This is a genomic window from Kitasatospora sp. NPDC048298 (genome assembly GCF_043201465.1).
Taxonomy (GTDB): domain Bacteria; phylum Actinomycetota; class Actinomycetes; order Streptomycetales; family Streptomycetaceae; genus Kitasatospora.
Genome location: NZ_JBICYZ010000076.1, coordinates 1 through 22,314 on the forward strand (window position 1 = coordinate 1; position 22,314 = coordinate 22,314).

A 22,314-nucleotide genomic window follows, 5' to 3' on the forward strand; every position below is an offset into this window, starting at 1 on the left:
GGGGGGCTGACCCACCCACCCCCCCCCCCCCCCCCGGCCGCGGGGCGCCGGCAGCGCCGGCGGGGCGCCCCCCCCCGGGGGCCGGGGTGGGGGGGGGGGGGCGCCCCCCCCCCCCCCCCCCCCCCGCCCCCTTCCCACCACGCCCGAAGGGACGCGCAGCCATGTCCGTACCCGGATTCCCTTCGCCCGGGTTCCATTCGCTCGGATTCTCCTCGCCCGGATTTCCCTCGCCCGGGTTCCCCTCGCCCGTCGGTGGGTCGGCCGCCGAGGGGCTGGTCGTCGACAGGCTGGCGGCCGGCTCCTGGAACGACGCGGCGATCAAGTTCGGCAACACCTTCGGCGCCGTCGCGGGCTTCCTCGGCATCCTGCTGGTGGTCTTCCTGGTCGCCGGACGGGCCCGGGGCCGGCTGGCCCGTCCGCTGGCGGTCGCGGTGTTCCTCGGTCCGGCGGTGCTGCTGCTGGCCGTCGGCCTGGTGGTGCCGCTGGTCCGCACGGTCTACCTCAGCCTCCAGAACGACGACGGCACCCGGTTCGTCGGCGGTGAGAACTTCGGCTGGGCCTTCACCTCCGACTCGGTGCAGAAGGTGCTGGTCAACACGCTGCTCTGGCTGGTGGCCGTACCGCTGGTGGCGACCGGGCTGGGACTGGTGCTGGCGCTGCTGGTGGACCGGATGCGCGGTCAGTCGGTCTACAAGTCGCTGATCTTCATGCCGATGGCGATCTCGCTGGTCGGCGCGTCGATCATCTTCAAGTTCGTCTACGAGTCGCGCGGGCCGGGCCAGCCGCAGATCGGCCTGCTCAGCCGGCTCGCCGTCGCGGTGGGCTGGGACGATCCGCCGAACTGGCTGCTCTCGCAGCCGCTGAACACCTTCCTGCTGATGGCGGTGATGGTCTGGGTGCAGACCGGCTTCGCGATGGTGGTGCTGTCGGCGGCGATCAAGGCGATCCCGGCGGAGGTGGTGGAGGCGGCCCGGCTGGACGGTGCGAGCGGGGCGCGGCTGTTCTGGTACGTCACCGTGCCGATGATCCGCAGCACGGTGCTGGTCGTGCTGACCACCGTCCTGCTCATCACCCTGAAGGCCTTCGACATCGTCCGCACCATGACCGGCGGCAACTTCGGCACCCAGGTGCTGGCGAACGAGATGTACTCGCAGTCCTTCGTGCAGTTCAACTCCGGTCGCGGCAGTGCCCTCGCGGTGCTGCTCTTCGTCGCGGTGCTGCCGCTGGTGGCCTACAACATCGTGCAGCTGCGGAAGGAGCGTGAGGTCCGGTGACCGGGACGGACGGCCGGGAGGGGGCGGCGAATCCGGCGCGGCCGGCGGAGCCGTTGCGGGAGGTGGAGCCGCCGCGCGAGGTGAGGCCGGTGCAGCCGATGCGGAAGGCCTTCAGCAGTCCGCTGGCCTCGGTGTTCGTGATCGCGATGACGGTGCTCTGGACGATCCCGACGCTGGGCCTGCTGGTGACCTCGCTGCGACCCAAGCAGGACGTGACCGACAGCGGCTGGTGGACCGCCCTCGTCCACCCGGACCTCGGCCTCGACAACTACCACTCGGTGCTGTTCGAGGGCGGGCCCGGCGTCTCCACCGGCCTGATGCCCTTCCTGGTCAACTCGCTGGCGATCGCCGTCCCGGCGACGGTCTTCCCGCTGATGCTGGCGGCGATGGCGGCGTACGCGCTGGCCTGGGTGCGGTTCCGGGGGAGCGACGTGGTCTTCTTCACGGTGTTCGCGCTCCAGGTGGTGCCGCTCCAGATGGCGCTGATCCCGCTGCTGCGGCTGTTCTCCGGCGGCGCGCACCTGGGGCCGCTGACGCTGATCCCGGCGGTGGACCTGAAGGGCAGCTACGCGCCGGTCTGGCTGGCGCACACCATGTTCGCGCTGCCGCTGGCGGTGTTCCTGCTGCACAACTTCATCGCCCAGCTGCCGCGCGACCTGATGGAGGCCGCGGTGGTGGACGGCGCCTCGCACTTCAAGATCTTCCGTTCGATCGTGCTGCCGCTGTGCACCCCGGCGCTGGCCTCGTTCGCGATCTTCCAGTTCCTGTGGGTCTGGAACGACCTGCTGGTGGCGCTGACCTTCGCGGGCGGCACTCCGGAGGTGGCGCCGATGACGGTGCGGCTGGCGCAGCTGTCCGGTTCGCTCGGCGGGCGCTGGGAGCTGCTCACGGCCGGGGCGTTCCTGTCGATCATCGTGCCGCTGATCGTCTTCTTCAGCCTCCAGCGGTACTTCGTCCGGGGACTGCTGGCCGGGTCGGTGAAGGGGTAGCCGGGGAGTCCATGCTCGCGAGGCGGTTCTGAACGCGTTCAGACTCAACTTTTGAACTTGTTCAGAATGGTCTACAGTCGGCAGCGGCCGGGGCGCCGAACGCGCCCGCCGGCGGACCGCCCGTGGGGTGGCCTCCGCATGCCCGCCGATCACTGAGGGGGACTCATGTCCGGCCCTTCCGCGCCTGTGCCATCCGATTCGTCCGGCCCTTCCGGCGTTCCCGACTCCTCCGGGCCGCTCGGTTCGGCCGGGTCGCCCGACTCTCTGGGCCCCTCCGGGGCACAGGGTGCGAGCGAGGCGCCGGGTGCGTCCGGGGCATCAGGTGTATCCGGGGCGCCGGGGTCGATCGCGTCGCCGGGTGCGGCCGAGGCGCCTGGGTCGGCCGAGGCGCCTGGGTCGAACGAGACGCACAACCCGTACGGTGCGTACGACCCGTATGACCCGTACGGCCCGTACGACCTGCACGGTCCCTACCGCGCGGCGGGCCCCGGCCCGCAGGGCAGGCCGGGCCGGGCCGGGGCCCGGTGCCCGGAACGCCGGTGCCCGGAACGCCGGCGCCCTCGGTCGGCACGTGGCTGCGCGTCAGCGACCCCGAGCGTCGGGCGGGAGCCACGCCCCGGGTCGTCCTGGCCGCCCTGTTCACCGGTCTGCTGACGGCCTGGCTGCTGTTCGACGGCCTGGGCGTCAACCTGCTGGTCTGCGGCGCCGCCACCGCCGTCGGGGCCGGGTTCGCCGCCCGGGTGGCGGGCCGTCGGATCCGGCCCTGGACGGCCGTCTGGAGCCTGCTCGCCCTCGCCCTGCTCGTCGTCCCCGCGTGGTGGGACGCCGGCTGGCCCGCGCTGCTGGCGGCCGGGGGCGCGCTCGCGCTGGCCTCACTGGCCCTGCACGGCGGCCGTCGCTGGGCCGGCGTCCTGTTCGCCCTGCCCGGTCTGCTCTGGCAGCCGGTGCCCGCCGTGAGGTGGGCCTGGACCAGCGTGCAGGGGCGCCGGCTGCCCGGCCGGGGCCGGATCGTCCCGGTACTCAAGGCGCTCGCGGTCGCCGCCGTCCTGCTGACCGTCTTCGGCCTGCTGTTCGCCAGCGCCGACGCCGCCATGGCGGACCTGCTGGGCAACCTCAGCCCGGACCTCGACCTCGGGCGGCTCCCTGGGCGCGCCGTGCTGTTCGTGCTCGGGACGGCGACGGCGCTGGGCTTCGCGCACATGGCCGCCGGCCCGCGCCGCTGGGACCGCACGGCGATCCGGCCGGGCCGCGAGCGGCGCCGACTGGAGTGGGCGCTGCCGCTGGTCGCGCTCAACCTGATGTTCGGCGTCTTCGCGGTGATCCAGGCCGTGGTGGTGCTCGGCGGCGCGGACGCCGTGCTGAGCAACACCGGGATGAGCCGCTCCGAGTACGCCCGGCAGGGGTTCTGGCAGCTGAGCGTGATCACCGTGCTGACGCTGGTCGTGGTGGCGGTCGCCAAGCGCTGGGCGCCGCGCACCACCGCCGCCGACCACCAGCTGGCGCGGATCCTGCTCGGGCTGCTCTGCCTGCTGGCACTGGCCGTCGTCGCCTCGGCGCTCGGCCGGATGTGGTTCTACGTGGACGCCTCCGGGCTCACCCGGCTGCGGCTCTGGGTGCTGGTGGTCGAGGTCTGGCTGGGCGTGGTCTTCCTGCTGCTGATCGCCGCCGGGTTGACCCGCCGCGCCGGCTGGCTGCCGCGCGTCGTCGTCCTCAGCGGGATGCTCACCGTCGCGGTCTACGGCCTGATGGGCCCGGACGCGATCGTCGCCGAGCAGAACGTCACCCGGTACGAGCAGGCCCTGAAGACCGACCCGCACGGCGCGGCCATCGACCTGCGCAACGTCCGCCGGCTCTCGGCGGACGCGGTGTCCGCCCTGGAGCGCCTCCCCGAGCCGCAGCGGAGCTGTGCGCTGCAGCTGATCGGACAGGAGCTGGAAGGGGAGTCGCGGCCCTGGTACGCGACCAACCTCGCCGCCGCCCGGGCCCGGGGGATCCTGGCGCAGCGGCCGCCGGTGGACTCCACGCCAGCCCCGCACGGCCTGCGACCGGGCGGGGCTGGCGTACGAGGACCTGTAGGCCGACCCGGGGGCGGGGCCCGCAGACAGCGGCAGGGCCGGCCGGGAGCGTGCTGCTCCCGGCCGGCCCTGGGCGTGGTGGTTTGTGGCGGTGTCGCCACGTCGCGACGGTGTCAGTGCATCGCGACGGCGGAGGAGTCGCTCGGCAGGTCGCCGGCCTTGGCCTTGATCGCGAACACCGCGACCAGCAGGGCGACGGCGGCGAGCGCGGCACCCACGATGAAGCCGTGCGAGATGCCCTCGGTGAGCACGGTGTTCGCGGCATCGGTGCCCTGCGGGAACTCGTGGTGCTGCTGGAGGTAGGCAAGCTGCTCCGGCTTGGCGCTCTCCATGAACTTCGGCAGCTGTACGGCGGCCTCGGCCGTGGCGTAGTGCGCGAAGACCGTGGTCAGGATCGACAGGCCGAGCGAACCGCCGATCTGCTGCATCGAGTTGAGCAGGCCGGAGGCGGCGCCGGTCTCCTCGCCCGGGACGCCCGCGACGGAGATCAGCATCACCGGGACGAAGATCAGGCCCATGCCGAAGCCGAACACCACCGTGGGGCCGAGCACCCCGTCCAGGTAGCCGCTGTCCTTGCTCATCTGGGTCAGCCAGGTGAGGCCGACGGTGACCAGTAGCGCGCCGCCGGCCATGAAGGGCTTCGGGCCGTACTTGGCCTGGAGGTTGGAGGCGATCTGCGCGGCGATGATGATCGCGACGCTGATCGGGAGGAAGGAGACACCGGCCTTCAGCGGGCTGTAGCCGAGCGGACCCTGCACGAACAGCACGACGTAGAAGAAGATGCCGAACATGGCCGCGGCCAGGCAGAGCATCATCACCAGGCTGCCGGTGCGGTTGCGGTCGGCGAACAGGTGCATCGGGGTGATCGGCTGGTCGGTGCGGCTCTCGACCACGAGGAAGGCGGCGACCAGGACCGCGCCGGCCGCGAAGGAGCCGAGCGTGATGCCGTCCGACCAGCCGTCGGAGGCGGCCCGGATGAACCCGTAGACCAGGCCGACCAGGCCGAGCGTCGAGGTGAGTGCGCCGGGCAGGTCGAAGCGGCCCGGGTGGCGCTCGGACTCCGCGATGTAGCGCGGCGCGGCGATCGCGATCAGGATCGCGATCGGCACGTTGACGAAGAACACCCAGCGCCAGTTCAGGTACTCGGTGAGCAGGCCGCCGGCCAGCAGGCCGATCGCGGCGCCCGAACCGGCCACCGCCGAGAACACACCGAACGCCTTGTTGCGTTCCGGCCCCTCGTCGAAGTTGGTGGCGATCAGGGCGAAGGCGGTCGGGGAGCATATCGCGCCACCGATGCCCTGGAGCGCGCGGGCGGCCAGCAGCAGGCTGCTGTCCTGGGCGAAGCCACCGAGCAGCGAGGCCAGGCCGAACAGCAGGGTGCCGAAGATGAACACCCGGCGGCGGCCGAGGATGTCACCCGCGCGACCGCCGAGCAGCAGCAGCCCGCCGAAGGTCAGGGTGTAGGCGTTGATGACCCACGACAGGTCGGTGGTCGAGAAGCCCAGGGCGTCCCTGATGTGCGGCAGTGCGATGTTCACGATGGTCGCGTCGAGGACCACCATGAGCTGGGTGGCCGCGATGACGGTCAGGGTGATGCCCTTGCCCCGCCCCTGGGTCGTCCGCGGTGGTGCGTTCTTGCTGAGCGTGTCGGAGATAGCCACGAATGTGCCCCCTGCTGGCTACGTGCTCGGTGGTGCGGGTTCGGCGGAGTCGCCGGTCCGGGTGTGGCGCTGCGCCCTTGCGCAGGCCGGGAAGGAACGGGATCGTTCACTAGTCGGGGACGATATCCCGGTCGTGATTGTGAACGCAAGCGTTCCTTAAGGATGGTGGCGGTGGCGATGGAGCGGTTGGTGCGGCGCCTGGTGGCGGACCGGTCCGGTCGGCCGCTTGGTGGGCTGCTCGACGGGGCGCCGGGCGGCGCGGTGGTTGGTGCGGCGGGCGCTGCGGCGGGTGGCGTGGCGGGTGCTGCGGTGGGTGTCGCGGCGGGGCGGGCGTCGTCCGGAGAGGCGGCGGCCGGTGCGGGCGCCGGATCCGATGCCGGGACGGGCTCGGGGTCGGGTGCCGCACCGGCCTTCTGTCCGGTGCGGGTCGCCCACCAGGCACTGACGCGACCGGCCCGGCGCCGGGGGAAGGAGTTGGAGAACGCGATCTTCGAGGCCGCGCTCGACCAGCTCACCTCCGGCGGATACGCGCGGCTGACCATGGAAGGCGTCGCCGGCGCGGCGCGGACCGGGAAGGCCGCGCTCTACCGACGCTGGGCGTCCAAGGACGAACTCGTCATCGACGCCCTGGACGCCACTCTCCCACGGCCCTACGACACCCCCGACCTCGGGTCCGCCCGTGACGAACTCCGCGAGCTCGTCGCGGGGTTCACGCAGGCGATGACCTCCCGGGTGGGCGCCGCGCTCAACGCGCTGATGGGCGAGATCGACCACGAGCGGGCCGAGGTCTTCAAGGCCTTCGTCAACGACCGGGTCATCGAGCCGACAGCGCGGACCATCCTGGAGATCCTGCGCCGCGGGGCCGAGCGCGGCGACGTCCGGCCCGGCGCGGCCACCCCGCTGGTGGCGGACGTCATCCCGGCGATGCTGCTCTACCAGGTCAAGATCCGCGGGCTGGAGGGCATGGGGCCGGGATTCGCCGACCGGCTGGTGGACGAGGTGCTGGAGCCGATGATCCGGGTCTGAGTCGGCCGCGGGGTCCGAGTCGGCCACGGTTGGGCTCGGGGAGGCGGATCCGGCGGTCGCGGGCCGGGCTTAGGCTGGAGGCTGCCCCCGCTGAACGGATTACGCCATGCCCATCGTCCCCCCGACGCACTCCGTCGAACGCTCGCTGCGCCGGGCCGGCGCCAAGATCGTCGTCGGGCTCGACGAAGTCGGGCGCGGGGCCTGGGCCGGGCCGGTCACGGTGGGCGCGGCCGTCACCGGCCTGCGCAAGGCGCCGGAGGGGCTGACCGACTCCAAGTTGCTCACCGAACTGCGCCGGCGCGCCCTCGCCCCCGTCCTCGCCGACTGGGTCACCGCGTACGCGCTCGGGCAGGCCTCCCCGCAGGAGTGCGACGAACTCGGGATGACGGCGGCGCTGCGGCTGGCCGCCGTCCGCGCGCTGGAGGCGCTGCCGGTCGAACCCGACGCGGTGATCCTGGACGGCAAGCACGACTACCTCGGCGGCCCCTGGCGGGTGCGCACGGTGATCAAGGGCGACCAGTCCTGCATCTGCGTCTCCGCGGCCTCGGTGCTCGCCAAGGTCCACCGCGACGGCCTGATGGCCGAACTGGGCGAGGGGTGCCCGGAGTACGGCTTCGCGGACAACGCCGGCTACCCGTCCCCGGTGCACCGCGCCGCACTGGAGGAGTTCGGCCCCACCGAGCACCACCGACTCTCCTGGGCCTACTTGGACGCACTGCCGAAGTGGCGTCACCTCAAGCGCGTTCGGGAAGGTGTGGGCGACGCTCAGGGGTCCGCCGACGAACAGTTGACGCTCGGTTTCTGACGTTCCGTCTGGAATTGCCTGGGAGAGGGCGGCGGGAGAGCAGTGCCCGATGGGTGGGGCGCCCGTGCGCGTCCGACCGGCATTTGATAGATATCCGGGTATGCCTGTCTTCCCCGAGGAGTCGGAGATTCACGAGAGCCTCCCGGGCCCCGGCGTTCCCTTCCCACGCGAGTCGGACGCACAAGCCCCCGCCACCGCACCCACCACCGTCGCCGCCCCGGCTTCGGTGCCCGGCCCCCGTTCGGCGCCCCCGCGCCCGGTCCCGCCGCGTGCCGCCCGTCCGGGCCCGCCGCAACTGATCCCCAAGCCCGGGCCGGCACCGCGCCGCCCGGCCCCCGCCGCCGCACCGCAGGTGGAGGTCCAGCGGATCGCCGCCACCCCGGCGCAGGCGGTGGAGCGCGCCGATGACGCGGTCGACCTGCTGCTGGAGTCCGGGCGCAACCCGGGCGACATCCTGGTGCTGACGGTCGGCGAGGCACACCCCTGGCAGCAGCACGAACTCTCCTTCGGCGAGGAGCGCTACTGGGCGCAGCTCGCGGAGGGCGGGGACGTGTTCTACGCGGATGCCGCGCTGACCCGCCCGGTCCGCCGCGAGGTGGTCGTCCTGGTGGCCAACGGCGGATCGTCCGCCCGTGCCGCCGAGGCGTACACCAAGGCGCTCGGCCACGCGGCCGCGCTGCTGGTGGTCTGCGGCGACGCCGGCCCGGCAGCCGTGGATACGGCCGGAGTCGCGCCCGGCCGCCCGGTCAAGGCCTGACCCCAGTCGTCCACTTCGGGCCCGGTGCCGCCGTACGGTGCCGGGCCCGAAGTCCGTCCCACGGCGCTCGGTGGTCGGTTGCCGGCGGTCGGCAGCCGGCGGGTGGCCCGATAGTCGGCAGCTGGTGCTCCATGGCCGACGGTTGGAGGCTCGGCGGGTTCGGCAGCCCTGCGGAGTCAGCGCGTACCGGTGCGACGGGTCGGTTCGGCCGCCGCGACCCGCCCCGTGGCCCACGGGGGCTTGGATTGCGGGGAGCGTGCCGCGTCCTCGCCGAGCTTGGCCTGGTCGGCCGCCGACTGGAGGGTGCGCTGGCCGCGTGGGGTGTCCAGCACCGAGCGCGGTGGCAGCTCCGTCACGGTGTGCACCGGTCCGTCGGCCCACGAGCCCGCGTGTGGCCTGCGTCCGCCCCGCCCGTCCCCGAGGACCTGCCAGCCCGCCGGGGTGAGGCCGATGTACGCGCCGCAGCGCAGTCCGTGGAGCACGGACGAGTCCCGCAGCGCCCACATCCAGGCGCCGTCCTGTTCCGTCCAGCCGGGCGCGCCGTCGCGGCAGCGCAGCAGCACGGCCGTCCGGGTCGGCTCGGGCAGCCGCAGGTCGTGCGGGATGATCCGGCGCAGGTGCGTCAGCAGCGCGTTCCGGTGCTGCCAGCCGTCGGTGTCGTGCGGCCAGGGGGTGAACGAGGCCGAGGCGACGAGGCGGTGGAGCGCGTCCAGGACGGCGATCACGACGGTGCAGGGCTGCGGCAGGTGGCGCTGGTGCAGTTCCAGGACGAACTCGCGGGGGTCGCGCAGCAACGGGATCCCCGAGGCGGTCCACACCTCCAGGTCCAGTACCCGTCTGGGTGCCGGGCTCCCGGAGAAGGGATGCTGACCTCGGTCGATACCGTTGATCACGATCCTCCTTCCTGGCCCGGGGGCAGGCGGGTGCCTGGGTACGCCGAACGGCGGGTCCAGCGGACCGGATTTCGGGTACCTCCCAATTCTCGGGGCATCGGGGGCAGAGCGGCAACGATGAAATGATGAACGCCACCCGATAGCCCATGGTCTGTCGGATATGTTCCCCGGCCGACCGAACGCTCCGGAGCTGCCGCCAGGCCTTGATCCACAACGCCCGGAGGGCAGGGTGAACCGTCATGGGCATGCGATCGCTCCTTTCTCGGGCCGTTCGACCGGTGTGATCGAAATCGCTTCGCCTGATCCTTTCTGTTAGGCCATTCGGGTGAGGGAGGGTTCCCGGGCCGGAGGGTTCCCGCGGCGGCTTTCCGCCGCCCTGTCACCCCTGCACGGCCAGCACCAGCGGCAGCACCGCGCTCGCCCCCGCTCGGCGCAGCAGCCGGGCGGCCACGGTCACCGTCCAGCCCGAGTCGACGAGGTCGTCCACCAGCAGCACCGGCCCGCCGGCGGCCGCCACCGCCTGCTCCACCTCCGGCGGCAGGACCAGTGCGCCGGCCAGCGAGTGCAGTCGCTGGGCGCTGTTGCTGCGGGCGCCGTGCGGGGGCAGCCCGCCGGCGTACTCGATCCGGCCGAGCAGCGGGAGCCGCCCGATCTCGGCGATCCGCGTACCCAGGCTGCCGACCAGTCGGGGCCTGGCCGAGGAGGCCATCGTCACCACGCCGACCGGCCGCTCCAACCGGGCGCCCTCCGTCGTCGCGGGCCCGGCCCAGCCGCCCGGACCGCGGGCCCAGTCGGTGAGCACCGCCACCAGGGCGTCCACCGCCTCGCCGGGCACCGGCACGTCCGGCGCCTGGTCGGCGAGCAGGGTGCGCAGCCGGTTGCCCCAGCCGATGTCGGACAGCCGGCCGAGCGCCCGGCCCGTCTCCGCCTGCTCGCCCACCGGGATCCGGCCCTTGAGCGGCACCCCGAGCGCGTCCATCCCGGTGGGCCAGAGCCGGCGCGGCTCGAAGCTCACGCCCGGCCGGCCGAGCGCGGCCCGGGCGGCCGCCAGCGTCTCGGCGGAGACGTCCGGGGTGTGCAGCGGCCCCGCGCAGTTGTCGCACCGGCCGCAGGGCGCGGCCTGCTCGTCGTCCAGCTGGCGGCGCAGGAACTCCATCCGGCAGTCGGTGCCGGCCGCATAGTCGCGCATCGCCCGCTGTTCCGCCTCCCGGGAGGCGGCGACCTTGGCGTAACGGGCGGTGTCGTACTCCCAGCTCTGGCCGGTGGCCGTCCAGCCGCCCTTGACCCGGCGGACGGCGCCGTCCACGTCGAGCACCTTGAGCATGGTCTCCAGCCGGGCCCGGCGCAGGTCCACCCGGGGCTCCAGGGCGGCGGTGGAGAGCGGCCGGCCGGCCTCGGCGAGCGCGTCGATGGTGCGGCGCACCTGCTCCTCGGGCGGGAAGGCCAGCGAGGCGAAGTAGCGCCAGATCGCCTCGTCCTCGCGCCCGGGCAGCAGCAGCACCTCGGCCCGGTCCACCCCGCGCCCGGCTCGGCCGACCTGCTGGTAGTAGGCGATCGGTGAGCTGGGCGAGCCGAGGTGCACCACGAAGCCGAGGTCGGGCTTGTCGAAGCCCATGCCGAGCGCGGAGGTGGCGACCAGTGCCTTGACCCGGTTGGCCAGCAGGTCGGCCTCGGCGGTGCGGCGCTCGGCGTCCTCGGTGCGGCCGGAGTAGGAGGCCACCGGGAAGCCGCGCTCGCGCAGGAAGGCCGTCACCTCCTCGGCGGCGGCCACCGTCAGGGTGTAGACGATGCCCGAGCCGGGGAGCCGGTCGAGGTGGTCGGCCAGCCAGGCGAGGCGGTGCGCCGGGTCGGTCAGGGAGAGCACGCCGAGGGTGAGGCTCTCCCGGTCGAGCGGCCCGCGGAGCACCAGGGCGTGCTCGTCGGTGGCGCCGGTGCCGAGCTGCTCGGCGACGTCGGCGGTGACCCGGGCGTTGGCGGTGGCGGTGGTGGCCAGCACCGGGACGCCGGGCGGCAGGTCCGCGAGCATGGTGCGCAGCCGGCGGTAGTCGGGGCGGAAGTCGTGCCCCCAGTCCGAGATGCAGTGGGCCTCGTCGACCACCAGCAGGCCGGTGGAGGCGGCGAGCTCGGGCAGCACCTGGTCGCGGAAGTCCGGGTTGTTCAGCCGTTCGGGGCTGACCAGCAGGATGTCGACCTTCCCGGTGGCGACCTCGTCCTGGATCGCGGCCCACTCGTCGGTGTTGGCCGAGTTGATGGTGCGGGCGTGGATGCCGGCCCGGCCGGCGGACTCGACCTGGTTGCGCATCAGGGCGAGCAGCGGCGAGACGATCACCGTCGGCCCGGCGCCGCGGGCCCGGAGCAGGGCGGTGGCGATGAAGTAGACCGCGGACTTCCCCCAACCGGTGCGCTGGACGACCAGGGCACGGCGGCGGTCGACCACGAGGGCCTCGATGGCCGTCCACTGGTCCTCGCGCAGGGTGGCTCCGGGGCCGGCGAGCTCGCGCAGGACGGCCTCGGCCCGCGCCCGGACCTCGGCGCGGTCGGCGGTGGCGGTGGTGTGGATGTCGGGCTGCTGCATGGCGTCCATGTAACCCCGTACCGCCGACAAGCGACGAATGCGGGGGAGGAGAGGACGGGGAAGGCGGGGTGTATTTCATCCGCTGGTCGGCTGAACGGAAGTCAAAAATCACTCTCGGGAGGGCGTGTCGCCTGCTCCGAATGAGTGAAGAGAAATTCGGGGGCGGGGTTATCCACAGAAAAAAGTCGGGTCCGGCATCTTTCGCGCATTGCGTCCACTCTTGCGGCCATGAACGCGATGAACAACGAACACGTCATTCTGTCCCTCGGCCCGGCCTCCGACCACCGGCCGGTCGTCATGCGCGGTCCGGCCGACATGGCCGAGCTGCTTCCCTACTTCCTGGGCTTCTACCCCGACGACAGCATCGTCGCGGTGGGGCTCCACGGCCCCGGCCTGCACCAGGGCGGGGTGATCCGGGCGGACCTGCCGCGCTCGCCCGAGCAGTGGCCGGCCGCAGCGGAGGAGACGGCCGCCCTGCTGATCGCCCTCTCCGAGCGGCACGGGGCCCGGCCGCTCCAGGTGCTGCTCTACCTCTGCCAGGATCGCGGCGCGGCGCACGCTCCGCCGATGGTGGACGGGCTGCGGCCGCTGGCGGATGCGCTCCGGGCGGCCTTCGGACGCCGGGGCGTGGCCGTCAAGGAGTCGCTGTGCGTCTCGGACGGTCGCTGGTGGTCCTTCCTCTGCCGCGGTGACGGGTGCTGCGACGCGGCGGGCAATCCGGTGCGGCGCAGCCCCGAGCCCGGTCCGGCGGCCGCCGCCGCGACGGTCGCCGGGCTGGTGCCGCGCGGCAGCCGGAAGGCGATCATCGGCGGGCTGGCCCCGATCGGTCCGCCGGAGGCCGAGGTCCAGCGGGAGGCGTTCGCCCGGGTCGAGGCCGTGGACGCCCTCGCCAGGGAGCAGCGCATCGCCCTGCTCGACCAGGCCGTCGCCGAGTTCCGGGCCGGAGCCCGGGAGCTGGACGCGGAGCGGACGGCCCAGCTGCTGCTCGCCCTGCGCGACCGCCTGGTGCGGGACCGCGGCGTCGAGTACGCCCGGCCCGCCGAGCTGGCCCCGGCGGAGCGGCTCTGGCGCTTTCTCGCCCGGCGGGCCGTGGCGCCGTACGAGGGCTGTGCGGTGGCCCCGCTGACGTTGCTGGCCTGGACGTCCTGGGTCGCCGGGGACACGGCGACGGCCAGGGTCGTGCTCGGCCACGTCCTGGGGCTCGCCCCGGGCTACCTGCTGGCCGATCTGCTGTACGAGTCGCTCAACGACGGCATGACGCCCCAGGGCCTGCTGGCCGCCGTCGAGGCGCAGCGGCGCCGGCGCGAGGAGCCAGGTCCGCAGGCCCCGGCCGACGGACCGAGGCCTCCGGCGGGCGGAGTTCCTGGCGCCGAGGGTGCACCGTGCCGTGACGAAGCGGGCTCCGGGCCCGCTGCCCCGGGGGCGGGTGGTGTCCCCGAGGAGCGGACCGGGCGGTCCGCCGGCGGTCGGCGGCACCGGCGGGGCGGTCGGCGGAAGGGCTCGTCCACGGTGCCGGCGCCGGCCGATCCGGGCCCGGGCGCCCCGTCCGGCCCCGAAGGCCCGGAGTCGGCGGGCGGCGGAGCCGGGGCGGCGGTGGGCCTGCTGTCGGCGCCCGGGCGGGCCGCGGCGCCCCGGCACGCCCGGGCGGCCGGGGAGCGGTCCGCCCGGGGCCTGCGACTCGGCCGGGCCGCGGCCTGCGCGCCCGCCGCGGCCCGCACCGGCCTCCACCGCTGCCGGGGTGTCCGACGGGCGGCGAGAGGAGGCCACCGTGCGCACTGAGCCGCTCGGCGCCGCGGCGCCGGCCCGAGGGCCGCTACGCCTCGCCGTGCGCCATCCTGATCAGACGGTCCAGCACCTTGCCGCCGCTCACCCGAAGGCCGTCGTGCTCCCACTCGTTGGTGATCCAGGTCCGCAGGCCGCGCACCGCGCGGGCGGTCTCCAGCGAGTCGGCGGTGTCCACGTACATGTCGTCGTGGTACACCGCCGCCACGACCGGCACGGTGTTGGTGGCCAGCCGCGCCCGGTCGTACAGGTCGGGCCAGTCCGTGCGGGCGGCGAGCAGGTCCGCGGTCTCCTTCAGCGGGCGCAGCGCCGGGTCGGTGGCAAACATCCAGGGGTAGATCATCTCCCCGGTGAACAGCACCGGCGCGTCGGACTCCAGCGCGGACCGGGCGTCGAACCGCGGGAACTCCTTGCGGACCCGCTCGGCCGCCCAGGCGGTGCCGCCCTGGTCCACCGACCGCTGGCCGTAGATCGACTCGTGCAGTACCGCGTACAGCGGGCCGCCCGCGAAGGAGAGCTGGGCCTGGGCGCCGGCCAGGAAGGTGTCGGAGAGCTCGGGCCCGGCGGCGCCCTCCACCCAGGCCTCCTCCAGCAGGTAGTGGAGCGTGCCGGAGCCGCTGCCGCCGCCGAGCAGCATGCCGAGCGCCTGGAACGCCTCGACGGTGAGCAGCCCGCCGTCCGGCAGGGTCGCGGGGGAGGCGGCGAGGTGGGCCGCGATCCGGCGCACCGCCTGGACGTCCTGGGGGAACCGGGCGTAGTGGTCCTCGTTCTTGCCGACCACCCGCGGGTAGGCGGCGCGGTAGACGTCGTCGGCCGAGCTGCCGAGGCCGGCGAGGCCACCGGTGATGAAGGCCTCGGTCAGCCCTTCGGGGGCGATGGAGAGGTAGGTGAGGGTGCAGAAGCCGCCGAAGCTCTGGCCGAGCACGCTCCAGCGCCGGTCGGCACCGAGCAGCCGCTCGCGGACCAGCTCGGCGTCCCGGACGATCGAGTCCGCACGGAAGTGGGCCAGGTAGTCCGCCTGCTCCTGCGGGCCGCCGCGCCGGGCGAGGGTCTGCCGGGTTGCGGGGGTGGACCGCCCGGTGCCGCGCTGGTCCAGCAGGAGCACCCGGTAGTCGTCCAGGGCGCGGTCCAACCAGGCGTCCCGGCCGTTCGGGCGCGTGGCCTTGCCACCCGGCCCGCCCTGGAGGAAGACCAGCCAGGGAAGGTCGTCCCGCTCGCGGCCCGCCGCCACCACCTCACGGGCGTACACCTCGATCTGCTCGCCCTGAGGGGCGGCGTGGTCGAGCGGCAGCTGGAAGATGTGGTCGGTCGTGACAATCCCGGGCAGCCGGCTGATGGTGGACATGCAACTCCTCGGTCTCTGCTGGTCACAGCGGTGGCGTCGCGGTTCACGGGGTCACCGGGTGAGGGGGCCGCGACCCCCGCACCGTATCCTGGCGGCGGTCGAGCACCGGTTCGACCGCCCCGTCCGTCCGACCGGACGGCCGACCCCGGCCGAGGCCCGGCCCGAGCAGATCCGACGGCGGCCCGTACGACGGGTGCCGGCCCCGGGCCCGCGGACGGTGACGCGCCCGCGGCGAGGGCCCGGTGACGTTCCGGCGGAGGCAGTACGACCGCCCGGCAGGGCCGCCCCGACCAGCGGCGCAGCAACGGGGCGTGACCTGGTGGCGGTGCGCGGCGTTGACTCCGGGGGCCTGCACCCGGTCCGAGCGGGCCGATCGCCGGGCGGTGCGGGCCCGGCCGCCCGGGCACCGGCAGCCTCGGCCGCCGCGTACGACAGCACGACGGGTCGCCGCCACGGGGCCGGGCAGCCCGGCGGGTCCGGGCCGCGGGGAAGGGCGTCACCGGCGGTCCGGAACGAAGGACCTGACGGCGTGCCGGGCACGGTGACGCGCCCCGGAACGAAGGAGCGGCGCGCCGGTACCGGCCCGGTACCGCGCACCGCATGGCACGACCCGACACCGGGTACGGCCAGACACGGCACACCGCCGGCGGGACGGCCCCGTCGGCCCGGCACCAACAGCACGCGATCGAGCACGCTAGCGGCCCACCGGCCTGACCCGGCCACCGGACCGCCGAGGGGAGGAGAGTCCGGTGACCGCCATGAGGCCACCACAGGCCATGCCGGCCGAGAGCGTGGTCGGCGCGCCGCCCAGGCCGGTGGGCCGCCCCGACCAGGCCCCGGCGGCCGGGCCCGCGGGCGCACCGGCCGGTCCGGCCCGCCCCGCGGCCCCGCCGCGCCCGCAGCCGCCCGCCGTCCACCACGCGCTGATCTGCGTCAACGCCCCGGCGATGGCCGCCTCCGGCCCCGACGGCCAGTTGCGCGGCCACGGCCTGCACGGCTTCTACCGCAACGGCGTCCGGGCACTCGCCCGGATGGAGCTGCGGCTTGGCGGCATGGAGCCGCTGCCGCTCCAGGGCGCCCTGACCAGCACCGCCCAGGCCCGCTTCCTCGGTGCCGTCCGCCTCCCCGGCGACCTCGACCCGGACCCTGCGCTCACCGTCGAGCGGCTGCGGCACGCGGACGGCGTGGAGACCGTCGTCGTGCGCAACACCGGTCCGCGGCCCGCCCGGCTGCCGCTGGAGATAGCCCTCGGCACCGACCTGGGCCCGGTCGCCGAGATCGCCGCCGGGCACCGCCAGCCCGACCTGCCGGGGCAGGTGCAGTCCGCCGGACTGCGCTGGACGGGCCCCGTCCACAGTGCCGTGGTCAGTGCCAAGCCCTCCCCGCACGCCGTCCTGGCCGGCGCCGGCGTGCTCCGCTGGGACCTGGAGGTCCAGCCCGGCGCCCGCTGGTCGGTCGAGCTGCACACCGCGCTGGAGAGCGCCACCGGCGGCCCGCGCCCGCCGGGCGGCCGCGGCACCGGCGTCCCGCTGCCCTGGTCCGAGCCCGAGGTCCGCAGCGACGACACCCGGGCCGCCCCACTGGTCTCGCGCTCGCTGGACGCCCTCGGCGGGCTGCTGTTCGCCGACCCGGACCGCCCGACCGACCTGTACCCGGCCTCCGGCGCGCCCTGGCGCTTCGGCCTCGCCCCGGCCGACGCGCTCTGGGCCGCGCGGCTGACCCTGCCGCTCGGCACCCGGCTGGCGGCCGGCACCCTCCGGGCGCTGGCCCGCCGCCAGCAGCTCGCCCCCGCCCCGGGCCGCCCCGAGGGCCTGCTGCCCGGCGCCCTGCGCCACGGCGGTCCCGAGCTGCCGCCCACCTGCACCGCCACCGAGGCCACCCTGCTGTTCGTCACCGTGCTGGCCGAGGCGTGGCGTTGGGGCCTGCCCCCGGCGGAGGTCGCCGAGCTGCTCCCGGCCGCCGAACGGGCCCTGGCCGCCCTGCGCGAGGGCCTGGTCGACGGCTTCGTCACCGACCTGAGCCGCCCGGCGGAGGAGCGCTCCGCCCAACCGGTCGCCGCCCGCGCCGAGGTCCAGGCGCAGGCCCACCGCGCCGCCCTGCACGGGGCCGAGCTGCTGGAGGCCTTCGGCCGGCCGGGCGCCGAGGACTGGCGCGGCTGGGCCGCCGCGCTGCGCGGGCGCTTCCGCGAGCGGTTCTGGATCGACGACCTTTCCGGCGGCCGCCCCGCGGCCGGCCTGGCCCCGGGCGGTCAGCCGCTGCCCGCCGTCGCCTCCTCCCTGGTGCACCTGCTGGACACCGGGCTCGCCGTCGACGGCGGTCGGCACGACGGCCTGCTGGACCGCGAGCAGACCCGGCTGCTCGCCCAGCGCCTGGCCGCGCCGGAGCTGGACAGCGGCTGGGGCCTGCGCACCCTGAGCGCCAAGTCACCCCGCTTCAACCCACTGGGTCACCGCGGTGGCGCGGTGCGGGTCCACGAGACGGCGCTGGCGGTCGCCGGACTGGCCGAGGCCGGTCACGAGAACGAGGCCGGCACCCTGCTGGAGGGCCTGCTCGCCGCAAGCGCCCACTTCGAGGGGCGGCTGCCGGAGATGTACGCGGGGGAGCAGCGCGTCCTCGGCTGCCCGCCGGTGCCCCACCCGGCCGCCTGCCGCCCAGCAGCGGTCTCCGCGGCCGGTGCCGTGCACGCGGTGTTCGCCCTCGCCGGGGTCCGGCCCGATGTCCCGGGTGGCCGGGTGCTGGTCCGCCCGGCGAGCACCGCACCGCTCGGCGAGCTGGAGCTGACCGGTCTGCGGGTGGCGGGCGAGCCCTTCTCCGTCCGGGTGAGCCGGATCGGCGTGGCGATGGTGGAGGAGGCGTCCACGGACCTGCAACTCGTCGCCCACTGAGCCCGTCGCCACCCGACCACGCCCCGGCGTCGGTGACACCCGGTCACCGACGCCGCGCCCGCCCGCTCCCGACCCCGCGTGGCGGTGAGCGGCTCGCGTAGGGCCGCGTAGGCCAGGGCGTGGGGCACCGGCCCCCGCGTTCCACACACGGGCCTGTGCTTATCGTCAGAGAGACGACTATGATCGTCGCCATGTCGCGTTACGATCCGTCGGCCTTCCCTCCGTTCGCTGTCACGGTTGACCTGGTGGTGCTGACGGTGCGCGACCACTCGCTCTGCGCCCTGCTCGTCAGACGAGGCGAGCCGCCGTTCCAGGGGTACTGGGCGCTGCCCGGCGGCTTCGTCCGCCCGGACGAGGGCCTGGCCGAGGCCGCCTCCCGCGAGCTGGCCGAGGAGACCGGCCTGCGCGCCCACACCGCCCCCGGCCATGACGCGGTGGGCCCCGGCGCGGCCGGCGCCCACCTGGAGCAGCTCGCCACCTACGGCCACCCGCAGCGCGACCCCCGGATGCGCGTGGTCAGCGTCGCCTACCTGGTGCTCGCTCCCGACCTCCCGACGCCCCGGGCCGGCGGCGACGCCAGCAGCGCCCGCTGGGCCCCGGTCGGCGAGCTCCTCGGCGAGAACCCGGCCGACGGCGTCCCGCTCGCCTTCGACCACGGCCTGATCCTCGCCGACGGCGTGGAGCGCGCTCGCTCCAAGATCGAGTACTCCTCCCTCGCCACCGCCTTCTGTCCGACCGAGTTCACCGTCGGCGAGCTGCGCCGGGTCTACGAGGCCGTCTGGGGCGTGGTGCTGGACCCGCGGAACTTCCACCGCAAGGTCACCGGCACCCCCGGCTTCCTGCTGCCCTCCGGTGGCACGACGACCCGTCAGGGCGGCCGTCCGGCCCAACTGTTCACCGCCGGTGGTGCCACCATCCTCAACCCGCCCATGCTCCGCCCGGAGTCCTGAACCCCCGCGGGCCCGGTAGCCGAATGGCCCGGCCTGGCTGCGAACCCGGGGACGACGGCGCAGAGTGTCGGTGGACGCTCCGGCCGCAGGGCCGGAGGCCTTCCGGCCCAGGGAGCCCCGCGATGGCCATCGAGGACTGCGCCAACCAGCGGACCCTCATCGAGCGGCTGGCCGCGGATTACCGGAGCCTCGACACGACCACCACCGCCACGGAACGGGAACTGGCCACGCTGCAGGCCGAGCGCGCGGCGCCCGAGGCGATCGCCGCCGTGCAGGAGCGGCTGGCCGCCGAGCGCGAACGGCTGGGCGAGATCACGGTCGAGGGCCAGGCCGCCGTCGACGAGTTCCACACGGTGTGCGGCGGCGAGCAGCTCCCGCCCCCGCCCTGGCCCGACACGCTCTAGGGACGTCCCTCGCCGGGTACGGCGTTCCGCCCGGCCTCAGGCGCCACAGCCGGCGAAGCACCGCAGACAGCTCCGTGTCGGAGTCCTCCGGAACGAACCGGCCGCCCGTGAATCGCAGGATCGGATTGTCCCCTGATCGGGTGAGGTGGGCAGTCGGTGGGCCCGTGCCGTTCCCGTAATGCCCGGAATAGCCGTCGCCGCCCCCTAATGTGCTGGCGCGGAGCCGAGCGGGTGCATGCCCGTCAGGGGCGCTCCGCGTCGAGCAGGTCGGCCGACGGCATGGGAGCAGCCAGCGATGATCCAGATCACCGGACTGACCAAGGTCTATCGCAAGGGCGCTCCGCCCGCGGTGCTCGATCTGACCTTCGATGCCCGGCCCGGTACGGTGACGGCGCTGCTCGGTGCCGAGGGAGCGGGCAAGTCCACCGCGCTGCGGCTGATGCTCGAACTCGAACGCGGCCAGGGCGTCACGCTCTTCGACGGCCGCCCCTACCGGCGGTTGCGCCACCCCGAGCGCGAGATCGGGGTGCTGCTGCCCGGCACCGGGGACGCCGCGATGGCCGGGCACCCGGGCCGCACGGCGCGCAGCCACCTGCGGATGCTCGCCGCGGCCGTCGGCGTCCCGGCCCAGCGGGCTGACGAACTGCTGGGACAGACCCGGCTGGCCACCGTCGCCGGGCAGCGGTTGCGCACCTTCTCGCCCGGCATGCACCGCCGCCTGGCCCTGGCCGCCGCCCTGCTCGGCGACCCCGGCGCGCTGCTGTTGGACGGGCCCGCCGAGGGCCTGTCGCCGCGCAACGTCGAGTGGTTCCACTCCTTCCTGCGCTCCTTCGGCGCCGCAGGCGGCACCGTCCTGGTGACCACCCGCACCCCGCAGGAGGCCTCGCAGATCGCCGACCGGGTGGTCACCCTGGACCACGGCCGACTGGTCGCCGATCAGCCGGTCGCGGAGTTCCGGCGGACCAGGATCAGCCCCGAAGTGGCCGTCCGGGGGCCGCAGATGGCGCGGCTGGCCGACCTGTTGGTCAGCCAGGGCGCGGACGTCCGGCAGGACGGCAGCGTGGGGCTCGCGGTGGCCGGCATCGACCGCACCGAGATCGGCGAACTTGCCTACCGTCACGGGATCCTGCTGCACGAGCTGGCCGACCGGGTGGTCGAGCAGCCGGCGCCGCGGATCGTCCTACCGGCCGGCTCGGGCGGCTCCGGCCGTTTCCGCCTCGATCCGGAACCCGAGGCCGGGCCGAGCGGCCCGGAGCGCACCGCCGAACCCGCCGCCGCGTCAGTCTCGACCGAAGCGGTGCCGCCTCCGGCCGAGCCCACGGCGACCCCGGTCCCGGTCGCACCGGCCGTCGCCACCGAAGCCGCGCCGGCCACTGCCTCTGCCACCACTGCCCCTGCCGCCCCCGCCCCCGCCCCCGCGGCCGAGGGCACCACCGACCCGAGGCGCAGCGCCCCACACCGCCTCCGGCAGGACGGCTCGCTGCCCACTCGCGCCCTGCCCGCCGTGGCCGTCGCCGCCCTCCCCGCCGCCGCGCTCCCTGCCCTCGGCTCGGCTGCCCGTCGTCCGGAGCCCGGAGGCCGTCGTCCGGAGCCCGGAGGGCGTCGCCCGGCGCCGACCGCGAAGACCGGGCCCGACACCGCTGCCGAACCCGCCCCCACCGTGGCCGTCGACCGGCTCTTCCGTGACGACCCGGTCCCGGCCCCGCCCCAGACGCCCATCCGGGTCCGGCCCCTGGGCTGCCGGGAGAGCGCCGAGGACCTGCTCACCGACGACACCGTCCGCCTCCGCCGCCCCGCCTCGAGCTCCCCCGCCGTCCGGGCCTCCACCGCCCACCCCACGGCCCCCGCCACCCCCACGGCCCCCGCCACCCCCGACGACCACCGGAGCGAGTGAACCGTGCATGTCCTGGCCTACGAGCTGCGCCGCCTGCGCGGCCTGCGTTCCACCTGGGTGCTGCTCGCCGCCGTGCTGCTCGGCGACGCCGTCCTGGCCGCCGTACTGGCGAGCCGGACCCCGGACGGGCCGTTGGGGGCCGCAGCCGGGGTGCGGCTGCTGACCGCCGCCCTCCCGCTGGTCCCGCTGCCCTTCGCGGCGCTCGGCGCAGGCGTGCTGGGCGCGCTCTCGTACGGGCACGAGGTGCGCTACCCGGGGCTGCCGGCCTCCCATGTGTCGTACCCGCGCCGGGTGCGGCTGCTGCTGGCCAAGCTGCTGGTGATCGGCCCGGTGGCGGCGCTGCTGGCGCTGGCCACCCTGTTGCTCGACACGGTGGTCGTGCACGTCGCACTGCCGGACGGTGTCGCCGTGGCGGCCTGGGCGGACCCGGCCGCTCTGTCGGGCCGGGTGGCCGAGGCACTGAACGGCGCCGGGCTGTCCGGGCTGTCCGACCTGCCGGGCGTGTTCGCCCCGCTCGGACTGGTGGCCGGTCAGGGGGTGCCCGCCGCGCTGCTGGCCTTCGTCCTGCTCACCGTGGCGGCGGGCTGGACCGGGCTGTTGACCGCCTCGCTGACCCGCAGCGCCGGGGCCGGGGCACTGCTGCTGTGCGCGCTGCCGGCTCTGCTGGAGTCCGGCGTCGCGCTGCTGCTGCGTCACACCGGAAGGCCGTGGCCGATCCGGGCGGCCGAGCTGCTGCCGTTCCAGCCCGGGATCGAGTCGGCCTACGCCTGGGTGTACGGCGGTGCGCACGGTGCGGTGGCCGGGAGCGTGGCGCTGACCGATCCGGCATTGCTCGCCGCGGTCGTGGCCCCCGCGGTGCTCCTGCTGCTCGTCGTCCTGCTGGTCCAGGCCCGCCGCCGCGCCCTGTAGCGCCCCACCGCGTGGAGCCGCCCGTGCGGGGCCCGGCCGGGCCCTGCGGTTGCCCGGCGGGAGCCGTCCCGCCCGGGTCTTCCAAGATCG

The 22,314-nt window shown here is 75.0% G+C and carries 15 protein-coding genes and 1 pseudogene; 12 read left to right on the forward strand and 4 right to left on the reverse strand.

The genetic code is table 11. The features are described 5' to 3' along the window. Positions 1–161 precede the first annotated feature (161 nt). From ACGF0D_RS36820 to ACGF0D_RS36830, 3 genes and pseudogenes are all read left to right on the forward strand, one after another. Entirely contained in the window at positions 162–1,274 is a 1,113-nt protein-coding gene (locus ACGF0D_RS36820) for a carbohydrate ABC transporter permease (RefSeq protein ID WP_392923896.1), read from the forward strand. Continuing rightward, positions 1,271–2,263: a carbohydrate ABC transporter permease gene (locus ACGF0D_RS36825; RefSeq protein ID WP_392923899.1), complete on the forward strand. Its 993-nt coding sequence runs from the start codon at positions 1,271–1,273 to the stop codon at positions 2,261–2,263. The genes ACGF0D_RS36820 and ACGF0D_RS36825 overlap by 4 nt, the downstream gene beginning before the upstream one ends. Positions 2,264–3,003: 740 nt before the next feature. Next, positions 3,004–4,137: pseudogene (locus ACGF0D_RS36830) on the forward strand (DUF4153 domain-containing protein); the annotation flags it as partial. 314 nt (positions 4,138–4,451) lie between these two features. On the opposite strand, the gene ACGF0D_RS36835 reads toward ACGF0D_RS36830, so the two are convergent. Continuing rightward, positions 4,452–5,999 (reverse strand): MFS transporter, encoded by a 1,548-nt coding sequence (locus ACGF0D_RS36835; RefSeq protein WP_392883678.1) that lies wholly within the window; start codon positions 5,997–5,999, stop codon positions 4,452–4,454. 474 nt (positions 6,000–6,473) lie between these two features. Between ACGF0D_RS36835 and ACGF0D_RS36840 the strand changes: the two genes are divergently transcribed. From ACGF0D_RS36840 to ACGF0D_RS36850, 3 genes are all read left to right on the forward strand, one after another. Next, positions 6,474–7,025, forward strand: a complete 552-nt coding sequence (locus ACGF0D_RS36840; RefSeq protein WP_392883679.1) for a TetR/AcrR family transcriptional regulator — start codon at positions 6,474–6,476, stop codon at positions 7,023–7,025. A gap of 106 nt (positions 7,026–7,131) precedes the next feature. Continuing rightward, positions 7,132–7,830: a ribonuclease HII gene (locus ACGF0D_RS36845; RefSeq protein ID WP_392923902.1), complete on the forward strand. Its 699-nt coding sequence runs from the start codon at positions 7,132–7,134 to the stop codon at positions 7,828–7,830. Between the two features lie 100 nt (positions 7,831–7,930). Beyond that, positions 7,931–8,587, forward strand: coding sequence for a hypothetical protein (locus tag ACGF0D_RS36850; protein ID WP_392923905.1), 657 nt, complete (start codon positions 7,931–7,933; stop codon positions 8,585–8,587). A 176-nt stretch (positions 8,588–8,763) separates the two neighbouring features. On the opposite strand, the gene ACGF0D_RS36855 is transcribed toward ACGF0D_RS36850, so the two are convergent. Both ACGF0D_RS36855 and ACGF0D_RS36860 read right to left on the reverse strand, forming a co-directional pair. Continuing rightward, positions 8,764–9,417, reverse strand: coding sequence for a hypothetical protein (locus ACGF0D_RS36855; RefSeq protein WP_392923942.1), 654 nt, complete (start codon positions 9,415–9,417; stop codon positions 8,764–8,766). Between the two features lie 442 nt (positions 9,418–9,859). Next, positions 9,860–12,055: a RecQ family ATP-dependent DNA helicase gene (locus ACGF0D_RS36860; RefSeq protein ID WP_392923907.1), complete on the reverse strand. Its 2,196-nt coding sequence runs from the start codon at positions 12,053–12,055 to the stop codon at positions 9,860–9,862. Positions 12,056–12,283: 228 nt separating this feature from the next. On the opposite strand from ACGF0D_RS36860, the gene ACGF0D_RS36865 reads away from it, so the two are divergent. Further along, positions 12,284–13,834 carry a DUF4192 family protein gene (locus ACGF0D_RS36865; RefSeq protein ID WP_392923910.1) on the forward strand — a complete coding sequence of 517 codons (1,551 nt, stop codon included), beginning with the start codon at positions 12,284–12,286 and terminating at the stop codon, positions 13,832–13,834. Positions 13,835–13,868: 34 nt separating this feature from the next. On the opposite strand, the gene ACGF0D_RS36870 is transcribed toward ACGF0D_RS36865, so the two are convergent. Continuing rightward, on the reverse strand, positions 13,869–15,182 hold the full coding sequence (locus tag ACGF0D_RS36870) for an alpha/beta fold hydrolase (protein ID WP_392883686.1): 1,314 nt from the start codon (positions 15,180–15,182) through the stop codon (positions 13,869–13,871). A 758-nt stretch (positions 15,183–15,940) separates the two neighbouring features. On the opposite strand from ACGF0D_RS36870, the gene ACGF0D_RS36875 reads away from it, so the two are divergent. The 5 genes from ACGF0D_RS36875 to ACGF0D_RS36895 all read left to right on the forward strand — a co-directional run bounded on the left by ACGF0D_RS36875 (position 15,941) and on the right by ACGF0D_RS36895 (position 22,224). Beyond that, positions 15,941–18,067 (forward strand): glycogen debranching N-terminal domain-containing protein, encoded by a 2,127-nt coding sequence (locus ACGF0D_RS36875; RefSeq protein ID WP_392923945.1) that lies wholly within the window; start codon positions 15,941–15,943, stop codon positions 18,065–18,067. Between the two features lie 191 nt (positions 18,068–18,258). Next, on the forward strand, positions 18,259–19,017 hold the full coding sequence (locus ACGF0D_RS36880) for an NUDIX domain-containing protein (RefSeq protein WP_392883688.1): 759 nt from the start codon (positions 18,259–18,261) through the stop codon (positions 19,015–19,017). A 122-nt stretch (positions 19,018–19,139) separates the two neighbouring features. Further along, a complete protein-coding gene (locus ACGF0D_RS36885; RefSeq protein WP_392923912.1) occupies positions 19,140–19,421 on the forward strand; it encodes a hypothetical protein in 282 nt (93 codons plus the stop codon). A gap of 295 nt (positions 19,422–19,716) precedes the next feature. Then, complete coding sequence (locus tag ACGF0D_RS36890) at positions 19,717–21,315, forward strand: ATP-binding cassette domain-containing protein (protein ID WP_392923915.1); 1,599 nt, start codon at positions 19,717–19,719, stop codon at positions 21,313–21,315. A gap of 3 nt (positions 21,316–21,318) precedes the next feature. Further along, the gene (locus ACGF0D_RS36895) at positions 21,319–22,224 is read left to right on the forward strand and encodes a hypothetical protein (protein WP_392923918.1); all 906 of its coding nucleotides are present in this window, start codon (positions 21,319–21,321) and stop codon (positions 22,222–22,224) included. The last annotated feature ends 90 nt before the right edge of the window (positions 22,225–22,314 follow it).

Coding starts and splice junctions, on each gene's coding strand:
- ACGF0D_RS36820 (WP_392923896.1), top strand. CDS start 162: ATGTCCGTACCCGGATTCCCTTCGCCCGGGTTCCATTCGCTCGGATTC.
- ACGF0D_RS36845 (WP_392923902.1), top strand. CDS start 7,132: ATGCCCATCGTCCCCCCGACGCACTCCGTCGAACGCTCGCTGCGCCGG.
- ACGF0D_RS36850 (WP_392923905.1), top strand. CDS start 7,931: ATGCCTGTCTTCCCCGAGGAGTCGGAGATTCACGAGAGCCTCCCGGGC.
- ACGF0D_RS36860 (WP_392923907.1), bottom strand. CDS start 12,055: ATGCAGCAGCCCGACATCCACACCACCGCCACCGCCGACCGCGCCGAG.
- ACGF0D_RS36865 (WP_392923910.1), top strand. CDS start 12,284: ATGAACGCGATGAACAACGAACACGTCATTCTGTCCCTCGGCCCGGCC.
- ACGF0D_RS36870 (WP_392883686.1), bottom strand. CDS start 15,182: ATGTCCACCATCAGCCGGCTGCCCGGGATTGTCACGACCGACCACATC.
- ACGF0D_RS36875 (WP_392923945.1), top strand. CDS start 15,941: ATGAGGCCACCACAGGCCATGCCGGCCGAGAGCGTGGTCGGCGCGCCG.
- ACGF0D_RS36880 (WP_392883688.1), top strand. CDS start 18,259: ATGTCGCGTTACGATCCGTCGGCCTTCCCTCCGTTCGCTGTCACGGTT.
- ACGF0D_RS36885 (WP_392923912.1), top strand. CDS start 19,140: ATGGCCATCGAGGACTGCGCCAACCAGCGGACCCTCATCGAGCGGCTG.
- ACGF0D_RS36890 (WP_392923915.1), top strand. CDS start 19,717: ATGATCCAGATCACCGGACTGACCAAGGTCTATCGCAAGGGCGCTCCG.